General features: G+C 60.3%; 10 protein-coding genes. 9 read left to right on the top strand and 1 reads right to left on the bottom strand.

Annotated elements, in window-relative coordinates:
* The first annotated feature begins 9 nt into the window (after positions 1 to 9).
* The 4 genes from ASD12_RS05010 to ASD12_RS04995 are packed head-to-tail and all read left to right on the top strand — an operon-like array spanning position 10 to position 5599.
* Complete coding sequence (locus tag ASD12_RS05010; protein ID WP_056582503.1) at positions 10 to 1458, top strand: TolC family outer membrane protein; 1449 nt, start codon at positions 10 to 12, stop codon at positions 1456 to 1458.
* A gap of 39 nt (positions 1459 to 1497) precedes the next feature.
* Complete coding sequence (locus ASD12_RS05005) at positions 1498 to 3630, top strand: type I secretion system permease/ATPase (RefSeq protein ID WP_082525255.1); 2133 nt, start codon at positions 1498 to 1500, stop codon at positions 3628 to 3630.
* 42 nt (positions 3631 to 3672) lie between these two features.
* Positions 3673 to 4962, top strand: coding sequence for an HlyD family type I secretion periplasmic adaptor subunit (locus ASD12_RS05000; protein WP_056582501.1), 1290 nt, complete (start codon positions 3673 to 3675; stop codon positions 4960 to 4962).
* Positions 4952 to 5599, top strand: coding sequence for a ribbon-helix-helix domain-containing protein (locus ASD12_RS04995; RefSeq protein ID WP_056582500.1), 648 nt, complete (start codon positions 4952 to 4954; stop codon positions 5597 to 5599). The genes ASD12_RS05000 and ASD12_RS04995 overlap by 11 nt, the downstream gene beginning before the upstream one ends.
* A gap of 25 nt (positions 5600 to 5624) precedes the next feature.
* Here the strand turns inward: ASD12_RS04995 and ASD12_RS04990 are convergent, their stop codons facing one another.
* The gene (locus ASD12_RS04990) at positions 5625 to 6566 is read right to left on the bottom strand and encodes a transglutaminase-like cysteine peptidase (RefSeq protein ID WP_056582499.1); all 942 of its coding nucleotides are present in this window, start codon (positions 6564 to 6566) and stop codon (positions 5625 to 5627) included.
* 324 nt (positions 6567 to 6890) lie between these two features.
* Here ASD12_RS04990 and ASD12_RS04985 point away from each other — a divergent pair, with 324 nt between their 5' ends.
* The 5 genes from ASD12_RS04985 (at position 6891) to ASD12_RS04970 (ending at position 13126) form a co-directional block, all read left to right on the top strand.
* Positions 6891 to 8921: a VCBS domain-containing protein gene (locus tag ASD12_RS04985; RefSeq protein WP_056582497.1), complete on the top strand. Its 2031-nt coding sequence runs from the start codon at positions 6891 to 6893 to the stop codon at positions 8919 to 8921.
* Positions 8896 to 9621, top strand: a complete 726-nt coding sequence (locus ASD12_RS35160) for a VCBS domain-containing protein (protein WP_244482742.1) — start codon at positions 8896 to 8898, stop codon at positions 9619 to 9621. The genes ASD12_RS04985 and ASD12_RS35160 overlap by 26 nt, the downstream gene beginning before the upstream one ends.
* Positions 9622 to 10180: 559 nt before the next feature.
* Positions 10181 to 11941 carry a type I secretion C-terminal target domain-containing protein gene (locus ASD12_RS35155; protein WP_348271706.1) on the top strand — a complete coding sequence of 587 codons (1761 nt, stop codon included), beginning with the start codon at positions 10181 to 10183 and terminating at the stop codon, positions 11939 to 11941.
* A gap of 25 nt (positions 11942 to 11966) precedes the next feature.
* Positions 11967 to 12335, top strand: coding sequence for a hypothetical protein (locus ASD12_RS04975; RefSeq protein ID WP_056582494.1), 369 nt, complete (start codon positions 11967 to 11969; stop codon positions 12333 to 12335).
* Positions 12336 to 12367: 32 nt separating this feature from the next.
* Positions 12368 to 13126 (top strand): transglycosylase SLT domain-containing protein, encoded by a 759-nt coding sequence (locus ASD12_RS04970; RefSeq protein ID WP_056582744.1) that lies wholly within the window; start codon positions 12368 to 12370, stop codon positions 13124 to 13126.
* Positions 13127 to 13257: the final 131 nt, after the last annotated feature.

Genomic DNA, 13257 nt, shown 5'->3' with positions numbered 1-13257 from the left:
GTGGGTAAAATGAACACGACAAACGTGTCGACCATAGGCAAGCGCCTTGGTCTCTTGATGGCGGCAACCATGCTGACCTGCGCGAGCGCTCATGCGCTCACGCTCAAGGAGGCGATGGCCGTTGCGGTGGAATCCAATCCCGAGATTGGACAGGCAATCGAAAACCGCGAAGCAATCGAGTTCGAGTTGCGGCAGGCCAAGGGCCTTTATCTTCCCAGTGTCGATGTCGAGGCATCGGCTGGCGTTCGCCGACTCGACAATCCATCCCGGCGCTCGCTTTCCATCCAAGACGACGCGCTCTATCCGGCTGAAACGGATCTTACCGTTTCGCAGACGCTCTATGACAGCGGCGCAAGGCGGGCCGAATTGAACCGTCAGGCATCGCGCGTCGATGGCGCTTCGTTCCGGGTGCTGGAACGATCCGAATTCATCGGGCTGTCCGTTGTCCAGGACTACCTGGAATACATGCTGCAGGCCTCGATCGTTGCCGAAGCCAAGAAAAATCTCGGCTTCCACCAGGGAATTCTCGGCGACATCCGGCAAGGCATCTCGGGCGGCGCGCTGAACGAGGCCGACCGGCAACAGGCCGAGGAACGGCTGTTCGCCGCCAAGGCGCGCATGCAGGAGGCGACCGAGGAACTGGAAGCGGCCAAGATCCGCTTCTTCAAGACAGTCGGAAAGCCACTGACCAGCCCTTCGAGGCCAGGCGATGTCTCGGCCGCACTCCCGCGCTCGCTCGACGAGGCAATAGGGTTGGCACGGGAAAGCAATCCGCGCGTGCACATGGCCAACAGCGACATCGACGCGGCGGCCTCCCTCGTGGACGCCGCGCGGGCAAAATTTGGCCCCTCCATCATCGCTGAAGGTCGCGCCCGGGCGGGAACCGACATTGACGGTGACGATGGCGACACCACCGACCTGCAGGCGCGCTTGGTCCTGCGCTGGAACCTCTACCGCGGTGGCATCGACAAGGCCAACGAGCAGGAGCAGATCCGCCGTACCAGCGAACAGCGTCTCGCGCTGCATCAGGTCCAGCGCGAAATCGAGGAAGCCGTTCGCACCTCATGGGATCGCCGTTTCCGGCAAGCCGATCTGGCAAAGACCCTGAGGCAACAAGCCGCCGCCAATGAGAAGCTGGTCGCTTCCTATCGCGAGCAGTTCAAAGTCGGACAGCGCTCGCTGCTTGACGTGCTCGATGCGCAGAATACGCGTTTCAACACGGCAACGCTGGCCGATACCGCGTCCTATGCATCGCTGTTTGCCCAGTACCGGCTTCTGGCCGCGACCGGACAGTTGCTGAAAACGATGAACCTTCAGCCGGCAAAGCAAGCGACGGCCTATGCACGAGCCGAGTTTGCAGCACCGGAAACCGCAGACACTGAAACCTATGCGCGGACGCCATCGGAGCAGAAGAACGACCTACCTTTCGATATTCTCGCCCCAGTGAGGAAGCAATAAGACGACGCAAGGTCCAGCGAGAGTCCTGACGGGCAGATCGTGAACCAGCAACCCAACATTCTCTCCCCAAAGGAGGCGTTCAAGGCCTGCTTTTCGGCGGTTGCTGGATATCTCGGCAGGCCGAGCGCGGAGACCGTGCTGTTCGCCGGCGTGCCGCTCTCGGACACGCGAATTGAAGTCGACGACATCAGGCACCTTGCAGAGCGCATCGGCCTTGAGGTCACCGAGTTCGGCCACCGCGACTTTCTGAGAGGACGCGTGGATCTTCCCGCCATCGTCTTTCGCGTCAGCCAGTTGCCAGTCGCCCTGCTCGCCCAGACCGAAGGCGGTGGATATATCACCGCGCCGCAGGAAGACGGCCGCACCGCAATCGACAGATCGGAACTCGCCGCCAGCTACATCAGCGGCGGCGTATCGTTCTCGATAACCTACGCCAACGCCGCCGAAGGCATGACGATCGGCTCGGCAGCCAAGATCGAGCGGAGACATTGGCTGACCGGAACGATGGGCGCCTTCTGGCGCACCTATTCGAAGGTCGTTCTGGCGGCGGTGTTCATCAATGTGCTTGCCATAGCCTCGCCGATCTTCACCATGAACGTCTACGACAGGATCCTGCCGAACAAGGCAGTATCGACACTGTGGGTTCTGGCAATCGGCATTGGCGCCGTCATCCTGTTCGACCTGCTTTTGAAGACGGCCAGGGCTTCTCTCATCGACTATGCCGGGCGCAAAGCGGATCTTCGGATATCCTATCTCCTGTTCGAAAAAGTGCTGAACTCGTCGCTGTCGGCGCGTCCCGGCTCGACCGGTGAATACGCAAACAGGGTCACGCAATACGAGTTCGTCAGGGAGTTCTTCACCTCGAACACCATCAGCGTGTTTATCGACACGGCATTCGTCTTCGTCTTTCTTCTTGTCATCTATGCGATAGGCGGCTGGCTGGTGATCATACCGGCGCTGGCTTTCGTGATGTCCGTCATCGTCGGCTTGATCACCCAGCGCCGCATCGGCAAGCGCGTCGCCGCCTCGATGAACGAAGCTTCGCAACGCCAGGCCCTGCTGGTTGAATCCATCTCCACGCTGGAGACCATCAAGTCGCTGCGCGCCGAGGCGTATCTGCTGCGCAAATGGGGGGAGCACTCCAAGAACGCCGCCAACACGTCCGAGAAGATCAAGCAGCTTTCGGCGGCCGCGGGCAACATAACCCAGTCCATACAACAGCTGGTGACCGTTGCTCTGGTCGTGGCCGGCGCTTATGCCTTCTCGGAAGGGCATGTTTCGACGGGAGCAATCATAGGAACGGTGATGCTGGCGAGCAGGGCCGTGGCGCCGCTCGGCCAGATCGCCATCACCCTGTCCCGGTTTCGCCAGGCCATGCTCTCGTTGAGAATGGTGAACTCGATCATGGCTCAACCAGAAGACCGGCCGGACACGGTGGGTTTCGTCAACCGCCCCATTCGCAAGGGGGCAATGGTGTTCAGGAATGTCGGGTTTGTCTATCCCGGCTCGGAAAACGAGGTTTTGACCGGCCTGAATTTCTCGGTGAAGCCGGGTGAGCGGATCGGCATCATCGGCCGCATAGGATCGGGGAAGACGACGATGGGCCGGCTGATCGGCAGGCTTTTCCTGCCGACCTCCGGTGAGCTGCTGCTGGATGGGATCGATATTCGCCAGTATCACCCGTCCGAGGTTCGCGCCGCGGTCGGCATCGTTGCGCAGGCTGGCGATCTGTTCTCGGGCACCATCAAGGAAAACCTCCTGATGGCATGCCCGGAGGCTACCGACGACCAGATCATCGAAGCGGCTAAGGCTGCCGGCGTCGACGATTTCGTCTCACGCCACCCGCGCGGCTACGACATGAATGTCGGCGAGCGCGGCACCAATCTTTCAGGCGGGCAGAGGCAGACGGTGGCGATCGCACGCCTGCTGCTGACCAAACCGAAAATCGTCTTTCTGGATGAGCCGTCGGGCTCGATGGATCTCGCATCGGAACGCCAGTTGATAAAGCAGCTCAAAGTCGCCTTTGACCGCGACACCACGCTGATCGTCTCGACACATCGCTTCAGCATGCTTGAACTGGCCGACCGCCTGATCGTTATCGAACAGGGCAAAATCGTAGCCGACGGACCGAAGGACCAAGTCATACAGGCGCTGCAGAAAACAAGCGCCTGACAAAACAGATATTGCTGTATCCAATGCGTTGGGGCGTGGGAAATGCTTGCCAGGGAAGATCGACCGCCGCTGTTTGCGTCGGCGTCCATATTCATCATAGGAGCGCTCTTTGTCGTTTTTGTCGCCTGGGCGTCCTTTGCCGAAGTCGATGAGATCGCACGCGGCGACGGCAAGGTCATACCCGCTTCCAAGACCCAGATCATTCAGGCGAGCGAAGCCGGCGTCGTTCAGGAGATCGCCGTGACGATTGGCCAGATCGTCAAGAAGAACGATCTCATCATTCGCCTGGACAATACGCTCAACACGTCCAGCCTTGGCGAGCAGCAGGCCAAGGCGCGCGCGCTGGAAGTGCGCATAGCAAGGTTGAAATACGAACAGGGCGGCAACCTCTCGGGCCCATTTCCGTGCCCGCCGGACATTCAGTCAATAGCTCCGCAAATCTGCGACAATGAACAGAAGCTGCTCATCGCCCGGCGCGAGAACTTCGACAACAAGCTGTCCGTGCTCAAGTCACGCCTTGACCAGCGCGAGAAGGAGCTGGCCGAGGCGATAGCCAATTCCGACCGCCTCACCAAGAACCTGGCCGTCAGCGACCAGGAGGCAAAACTGGTCGACGCGATGGTCAAGAAAGGCCTGATGGCAAGGACCGAGCAGCTCCGGGTGGAGCGCGAACAGACCGAACTCAACGGTCAGCTGAACCTAGCGGGCGAAACAATAAAGAAAGCCAAGGCCGCGATCACCGAAGCCCAGCTTCAGGTCGAAGAATTAGGCCTGCAACTCCAGCAGGAGGCGTTGGATGACCTTACCCAGGCGCTGGCGGACCTTTCGGTGGTGGACGAAACCATAAGGGGGGCCACCGACAAGGTCGCGCGCACCGATATCCGGTCTCCCGTGGACGGCATTGTCAACACGCTGGAGCTGAACACGGTCGGTGCCTTCGTCCAGCCTGGTGCCGTGGTGGCCGGCATCGTGCCAACCTCGGAGACGTTGTTGGTGGAGGCACGGGTCTCGCCACGGGATGTCGCGTTCATTCGCCCCGACCAGGAAGCACTTATCAAGGTCACCGCCTATGATTTCTCGATCTTCGGCGGCATCGAGGGCAAGGTCGCGAACATCACAGCCGACAGCCTGGTCGACCAGAAGACAGGGGAGCCCTACTACCAAGTGCGCGTGTCGACGGACAAATCGACTCTTCTGAGGGATGGCAAGGCCTACTCGATCATCCCCGGAATGATCTGCTCGGTCGACATCAAGACCGGGCGCAAGACGATCCTGCACTACCTCTTGAAGCCGATCAACAAAGCGCGTGAGGAGGCGATGAGTGAGCGGTAGCGCCAGCTCTCATTCTGATCGCGCGGATCGCGAGCGGCTGCTTCCTCCAGTTGCGGCCGAGGATTTCGGACTGGAATTTCGGGTTGTGGCGCGCGGCGGCATACGACGCGGCATCCGCTTGGAACGGACATTCTGGTTGTCGCTGAAGCAGATGGCCGAACGCAGGAAATGCACGATCGGCATGCTCATCGATGAGATCGCCGAAAGCCAGGCGCAGACAGGTAACCTGACATCCGCGATCAGGGTGGCTTGCATGCGTGGATTGGCGGACGAAAACCTGACTTTGCGAAGGCTTGCGTCGATCAATACCATCAGCGCCATACTGCTCGCTTGCCCGTCACCGGCCTTTGCCCTGGCTTCATCGAAGAAGATCCTGACGTTCAACGCGCCGTTCCAGCAACTGGTCAAGCGTCAGTTGCCGATCGTTCCAAACGATGATGCCCGGCACGACCTCAAGCTGGCGCTGGACCTCAATGTGGCCGACATCTTCGCGCGGCTCGATGCCAATGGCGAAGCGCCGGTGGCTACCGGTTTTGTCATCGGCGCCGGTGAGCGTCGATACCGGGGTCAGTTGAATGCGGTGCGGGCCCCAGTGCTCGAACCGGAGTTGCTGATGGCGTTCGTCTTCGGCGGCTGAATGCGCCGCCAAGCCTAACGAGAACCTATGGCTGAAAACCTTCGCCAGGTGCGACGGTTGCGAAACCGCCTTTGATGTCGGCCATCTGGGCTCCGCCCGGTCTTGAGCCGTGGATCCAGGCCCGGTCCGTGCTGAACGAATAGAGCGGAACGTAATCCGGGAGATCGCTATCGCGCACAACGCTGTTGCTGAGGCTGTCGAGAATGAAGGTGCCGCTGCCTGTGCTCACCGACAGCACAGCGTGAAAGAAGCCTCGCTTGCGGTCCTGGAGGACAACCAGCGCCATGCTTTGCGTTGGAATGCCGGCCCGCAGCAGGGCCGTCATCTTGAGGATGGCAAAATCCTCGCAGTCGCCGGCTCGCCGCTCGAGAATCTCTGAAGGCTTTGCCCAATAGTCGAGTTTGCCGTAGACGACGCTGTCTTTCCTGTAGGCGATCAGCCGATTTACGCTGCTGTTGACGAAGGATAGTTTCTCACTGAATCCCTTGCCTTGAGCGGCGGAGATCATGCTGGCGAAGGCCGCGCTCTTGCGCTCGCAGGGGCTGCCTGCCGAGCAGGCGGTGATGGCCCGGTAGACGGGCGCCCAGCGCGCCGCGACGGGAAAATTGCGCATGGACAAGGCAACCGATCCGAAGACACCCGGAATGATCGACGCCGTCTGCACCGGATCTATCCCGGCCTCACCTTGTCCCACTGACGAGCCATCCCCGCGGTCGACAACCGCGGCGCCATAGCTGCCGAAAACCATGCCGATCCGGTATGGGGCCGAAGGCTGCCATGGCAGAGGCCTCGCCAGCGAAACACCGCCGAGACTGGGCGGCGTCTGGACCTTGTCCAGAGCCATGCCGGGTGCGGCGATCTCGCTGGAAACGGCATCCGCGAAGGATGGCCCCGCCAGCCCGACAAGCCCGATTGCCAGCAAGAGCACCTTGAGCCTGGTTTTTCCCAGGGAGTTTTCTTTTTTCATAACGCCCACCTTTGACTGTGGACGCTACCAATCTTGTCTCAAATTATTGGAAAGGAAGGTGGATAACTTTCTCACAAATCACTACATCTATTTTCTATAAAATTTTATTCAATTTTATACTTTCATTTACCAGAAATCCCTGGTCTGCCATCGGTCAAGCAAGCTGCATGGAGGCCAACATATATCCAGTTATATTATCGCGGTTTACCACGTGTAAAAAATGCCAAGCCATGCATATCAGAGTATATGAATCAGTTTACGGGACTGTTGCAAAGTAGAGGCGGTCACTGTCTCTTTCCGGGAAATACCGGAGGGGTTTCAGCAATGACCACCAATATCGATTTGGACAGTTTTTCGGGTTCCTTGAACGAGCATTCCGCGTCCAATGAACACGACAGCCAGACATCGCCAGCAGAGAGGCAGGTCGCACAAGCAAATTCGACGCAGCAGGCCGCACCGACAGCGTCCGAACCCGTGCCGGTCGATGTCGGCGGCGGAGCGCCTGTCAAACCAGAAGCCCCCGCGGAAGCAAAGGCATCGCCGGCAGCTGCGCCGCACGAATATGTGGCCGACGCCAGCCACGTGGTAAGGCTTCCGGCCAACGTCTCGATCGACAACATCAAGGTCGACGGCCACAACCTTTTGCTCGAACAGGCCGACGGCACGGTGATCGTGATCAAGGACGGCGCCTTGAACGTGCCGACCTTCATCATTGGCGACGTCGAGGTGCCGCGCGTTGCGCTGCTGGCAGCGCTGGAAGCCAGCCATGTCGATGTCGCCTTCGGCGCCGACGGTTCCATGTCGGCCGGCCCGGGCGGTTCGAATTCGAGTGCAGGCGGAGACTTCTCGGTTCCCCCCGGCGGCATCGGCGACGGGTTCGACCTGTCGGCGCTGTTGCCGCCGACTGCCTTGCAGTTTGGGCTTCTGGAGCGGCGCGAACTGTTCCCATCTATCGTCGACAGACCGGTTTCAGTGGTGGCCACGTCATTGCTCAGCCCGGACCAGGCTGCCAGCGAAACCGGCCTTGACGGTGGTCCGGCTCAATCACCCGGCAGCGACGCGCCCAGCAGCTCTGAAACCTCCGGCATCGGAACGATCAACATCACCGCACCGGATGGAATTGGGTCGATCGTCATCAACGGCGTCACCGTCACCGGCGTCGGCCAGCCGATCCCGGGCGATTTCGGCTTCCTGACGATCGTCTCCTACAATCCGAGCACCGGTGCTATCCAATACAATTACACGGTCACCGAATCGGTCACTCATCCCAATCAGACGAACGGATTCGAGCCCACCGACACGGTTCCGGACAATTTCAGCATCACTGTCACGGATGTCGACGGCGATTCGGCCAGCACGACCTTTGCCGTCGCCATCGTCGACGACGTGCCGACGGCGGTTGCCGATACGGACAGCATTGCAGCCGGCCAGTTTGGCCCCGCGACAGGCAATGTGCTTGTCGGCGGAACGGATGCGGTCGACGCCAACACCACGGACGGCGTTGCCGACACCCAGGGCGCCGACGGCGCGACGGTGGTGGGCGTTACCAAGGGTACGACGAATGTCGATCTGGACAGCGCGGCTACACTCAACACACCGGTCCAGGGCGAATACGGCAAGCTGACGCTGCACAGCGACGGCAGCTATACTTACGTGCGCGATGCCGGCACACCCGGTGGCGTCGCCGATGTCTTCACCTACACGATCAAGGATGGTGACGGCGACACCTCGCACACCACGCTGACGATTTCGATCGGCAACTCGACGCCTGTGATCACCGACCTGACGCCGGAGGCCAATGGCGGCGACGTCATCGTCAACGAAGCGGCATTGAATGTCGGCACGCCGGGCGGACCTGGGTCCGATCCTGCAAGCACGGCCGAGGCCGCCGCCGGCACCTTCACCGTCTCCTCGCCCGACGGCATCCACTCGCTGGCGATCGACGGCAACGCCTTCATCACCGACGGCGTGTTCACGGCGGGCTCGTTCACCACCGCGCTCGGCAACACACTCAACGTGACCGGTTACAATGCCGCCACCGGCCAGGTGAGCTACACCTACACGCTGGTCGACAACGAGGCGCATGATCCCATTCAGGGCCAGAACAATCTGTTCGAGAACTTCACGGTCACGCTGACCGACCAGGACGATCAGAGTGTAAGCGACACTCTCCATCGTCGACGACATTCCGGTTGCCGACAACGATGCCAACAGCGTTACGGAAGGGCTTGGCCACTCGACAAGCGGCAATGTGTTTGGTGCCCTGGGAGCAAGTGCGGGCGACGATGCCGACACGATCGGCGCCGATGGCGCTGCGGTCGGCGGAGCGGTGACGCGAGCCTACTTCGGCCTTGAGGCCAATGCCGCCGGCGCGACCTACACGACGATCTCGGGAGCGACGGTGATTGCCGGCACCTATGGCAACCTGACGCTGCATACCGACGGAACCTACACCTACGCGCTGACGACGGCGTCGATCCCCTCGGGTGTGACGAGCGAGACCTTCACCTACGAGATCAAGGACGGCGACGGCGACACCGACCTCGCGCAGCTGGTGATCGGGCTCAACCAGGACCTGAACGTGCCGGAGACGACCGGCTCGACGGCCACCGTCTACGAGGACGGCCTTGCCGACGGCGTGCAGCATGGCGCGACCAGCGAGACGGCGACCGGCACCTTCACGGTCGACGGCAACAACGAAGGCTACACACTGACGCTTGACGGCGATGCCGGCGGGCCAGTGACGATCACTGCGATTGGCGACATTGTCACCACCTCGAAAGGCGTGCTGGAGATCACCTCGATCTCGGCCCCGGATGCCGGTGGCGTCGTCACCTACGGCTACAGCTACACGCTGTCGGGTCCGCTACCCCATAGCGGCCAGGGCGAGGTCACTCAGCGACACCATCACCATGGCGGTGACGGACGCCACCGGCGACAGCGACACCACCCCGGCCTCGATCGTCATCTCCATCGTCGACGACATTCCGGTGCTGAATTCGATCCAGAATGCGATCGTGGCCAATACGACCGGCACTGTTACCGGCCATATTGATGTTCAGTATGGGGCGGACGGTCCTGATGCCGGTTCCGCGCTGGTCATCACAAGCTACGAAGACCTGTCTGGAATCGTCGAAGTTCTGTCAAACGGCGGTCAAACGCTTACGGGCTTTATCGATACCAACAATGACGGCATCCATGACGTGGACGAAACGCAGGAGTTTTTCAAACTCAGCCTGAATGATACCGACAATACATATACCCTGACCTACACTGAGCGTCCTGTCGTCTCCATTCCACTTGACTTCAGCTCGGCAAGTGGCAGCGGAGGCGCAGAGACTTTGACTGTGCCCGCTGGCGATTACGAACTGACGTTCAATGGCGGTATCTTCAACGGAACGACTTTGGTCGACCTTGGCGAAGGACAGCTAGGTGACGACAATGATGACGTTAAGCCGACAGGTACCGGTTTTGGCATAGGAGACTCGACAGCCCAAACGACGATCGAGAACAACGAAGGTTTCTTTGTCAATGTCACATCAAACGGAAACCCCACAGTTGCGGACGCGTTGACGTTTGAAATAGATCGAAATGGTGGTGGTGGCACCACTACAATGGTGGTCAACTGGCGCGCGTTTGACGCAGATGGAAATCTGATCTCGGGCGGCACCGGCTTTAACGCTGGATCGGGTTCTCAAACCTTTACAGTTGTGAAGTCGCCGAGCACTGGGTTTATCACCATAAACCCGCCCGGGGAATTCGCGACGATGGAAGTATGGTTTACCAACCAGAACGGCGGCGGAAACACCAGAATTGACGGCGTACAACTCGTTACGACTGTCATTCCTGAAGATCAGCCGCTCTCCTTCGATATTGCAGCGCAGGATGGGGATGGTGACGTAAGTGCGCCAGCTACGCTGAGCGTCCTCCTGCAGGGCGGCGAAGGTCCTGGTTACACGCTGCAAGGAACGGCAAGCGATGAAATAATGACCGGCGGTTCCGCCAACGACACGATCTGCGGCGGCGGCGGTAACGATATCCTTATTGGTGGCACCGGGGTGGATCAGTTCCGGCTCGCGACCAATACCGGAATGGATACCATCAAAGACTTCGTGGTCGGCACCGACAAGATCGGCCTGCTGGACACCGGCTCGACCGGAAGCGGTAGCGTCAATTTCGCCAACACCACAGGAACCTCGGGCGGCAACGCCCTCAATGTCAGCGACTTCTCGATCCGGGCCTCGATCTCCGCACTCACGGCCGGCGATTCGGCGCATATCGTTAGAATCGACGCGGCACAGACGTCGGTGCAAATCGCGGCAGCAACAGCAGCGGTGGCAGCCAACACCTATGTGCTGGTCTTCAACTCGACCACAGGACATGGCGAACTCTGGTTCGACGCGAATTGGAACGACGCCGCCGGCCGCACCCAGGTGGCAACCTTCGACAACATCACCACGCTAGGGCAGCTTACCACGCTTACCAGCGCGGATTTCGTCGTCCACAACAGCGCAACCGATCCCATCATCCTCGACCTGAACCATGATGGGTTCGCTTTCTCCGACCTCAGCCATGGCGTCCAGTTCGACATCAATGGCGATGGTGTAAAAGACCAGGTTGCCTGGAACACATCCCATGATGGCATGTTGGCAGTCGACCTCAACCATGACGGCAAGATCGACGACGGCACCGAACTGTTCACGCCGAACTTCGGCGGCGGCAACTTCGCCAGCGGCGCTGCGGCATTGGCTTCGCTCGACAGCAACCATGACGGTGTCATCGACCACGACGACGCCGCCTTCAGCAGCCTGCTGATCTGGAAGGACGCCAATGCCAACGGCGCCAGCGACGCCGGGGAATTGTCACACCTCGCTGATAACGGTATCGTCTCCATCAGCACAGCGGCTACTCCGACTGTTGGCGAAATCGACGGACAGACCGTGACAGGCAACGGAACCTTCCAAATGGCCGATGGCACGACCGGCACCTATGTCGAGGTCGAACTCGACACCTCGCTTGTTGCACCGGCAGAGCCGTCCGTTGCCTCCGATGGTACGAAGACCTTCACCATTGGCTCGCTTGACGCCGCCGATCTGATCGCGGACTTCCATGACGGCGCGAACGGCGACAAGATCGATCTTTCCGCATTGCTCAAGGGCCTGGCAGGCGTCGTCGATCTCGAAGCCGGCGGCTTCGTGGAGATCGCGCAGTCCTCGGCCAATGCGGCGAACGCCGAAGTCAAGGTCGATACGGATGGCGGCGGCGACAACTACCATACGGTTGCAGTGCTGGAGAACTATGCATTCCACAGCGCCGCCGAAGCAGTCAAAATACTCTATGATGACAGCCACGGCACCAAGACGGACGTGGCCTAAGGGCGAAAGGGACGGGGTAAGCAACATGAACAGAATTTTGCGAGTGGTTTTCGGGGCAGGTCTGCTGTCGATCTTGTCGACAGGACTCAATGCCGCGGACATCATCGATGGTCCAACCGGCGACTATTGCCGTGTCGTCGGCACCTCCAACCTGGTGCTGAACGACAACATCGTCGATCTCAGGGAGCAGGTGGTGAAGCTGATGGACGAGTCGGTCGCTGTCGCCAACAGCTCGGAGTGGATCCACTCGTCGCGTCCCGTCTTCGTCTGGGCGTCGGAGGCCAAGGTCGCCTGCGGCAAGGCCTATGGCTACCTCAAGACTAACTATAAGGACGAAGACACCCTCAACAAATGCGAGTGTTTTCACGATCGCATGGTCGAGTACATGCACTGACCGGATAGGCGAACCCACGCCTGTTGGCCATCATGACAGCCGACGGATCATTCTCGAAGGCGATCGCAGGCGCGATCGCGTTGGTCGGCCTTGGCCTCACTGTCACGCTGGCCCACGCCAACTGGCTGGAACGACCGTCCGTGGACCAACGGCAGTCGCCCGGCCTGACGCGGGCGGTGCACTGTGACGCTGCCACGCAGTGGACCCGGCAGACATTCAAGGCGTTTGCCAGCTGCCAGGCATCGATCTATGGCTTGGAGCCGATGCTGGCGCATGCCGTGATGGAGATCGAAAGCGGGTTCGATCCCGGCGTGCAGGGCGCCGACGGCGAAGTCGGCCTGATGCAGGTTATGCCGGCGACGGCCAGAATGCTTGGCTTTCGAGGCTCCCTGGACGATCTGAGCGCGCCGGCGACCAACATCGCCCTGGGAGTCAAATATCTTGCGCAGGCCAACAGGCTCGCCGCGGGCGATCTGTGCACCACCGTCATGAAGTATCGCGCCGGGCACAATGAAAGCCGGTTCTCGGCCCTTTCGGTCCGCTACTGCCAGCGTGCGCGGGCTATCCTGGCAAGGGAAGGGATTGAAGTGACCGGGCCCTTGCCGGTGGCGACATTCGGGTTTTCCGCATTTTCGCCAGGAGGAGAGGGTGGCGCTCCTGCCCAGGGAAAGGGCGTTTGCGTGCGGCGCGTGTTCGTGCCGGGGCCGCGATACATGAAATGCGCCGACTATCGAAGTGCTGGGCAAGCAAGGCAGATCAAGGCGCTCAGAGCCAGGCTTTTCGGCAGCTAAAAGAACTGCAGACGGCACGGCAAGTCCGCCGTAACATGACTTGAAGACCAGACCGGAAAGAAATACCCGGCGGCACAGAGGGTGGAGCAATCATGGAAGCTGGCCGACAGGTCCACCGTCCGCGGACATGG

The sequence above is a fragment of the Mesorhizobium sp. Root102 genome (assembly GCF_001425625.1).
Classification (GTDB): Bacteria; Pseudomonadota; Alphaproteobacteria; order Rhizobiales; family Rhizobiaceae; genus Mesorhizobium.
The sequence above is the reverse complement of the archived record's forward strand: the minus strand, read 5'-3'. Positions and strand labels throughout refer to the sequence as shown.

Coding starts and splice junctions, on each gene's coding strand:
- ASD12_RS05010 (WP_056582503.1), top strand. CDS start 10: ATGAACACGACAAACGTGTCGACCATAGGCAAGCGCCTTGGTCTCTTG.
- ASD12_RS05000 (WP_056582501.1), top strand. CDS start 3,673: ATGCTTGCCAGGGAAGATCGACCGCCGCTGTTTGCGTCGGCGTCCATA.
- ASD12_RS04990 (WP_056582499.1), bottom strand. CDS start 6,566: ATGAAAAAAGAAAACTCCCTGGGAAAAACCAGGCTCAAGGTGCTCTTG.
- ASD12_RS04985 (WP_056582497.1), top strand. CDS start 6,891: ATGACCACCAATATCGATTTGGACAGTTTTTCGGGTTCCTTGAACGAG.
- ASD12_RS35155 (WP_348271706.1), top strand. CDS start 10,181: ATGGTGGTCAACTGGCGCGCGTTTGACGCAGATGGAAATCTGATCTCG.
- ASD12_RS04975 (WP_056582494.1), top strand. CDS start 11,967: ATGAACAGAATTTTGCGAGTGGTTTTCGGGGCAGGTCTGCTGTCGATC.
- ASD12_RS04970 (WP_056582744.1), top strand. CDS start 12,368: ATGACAGCCGACGGATCATTCTCGAAGGCGATCGCAGGCGCGATCGCG.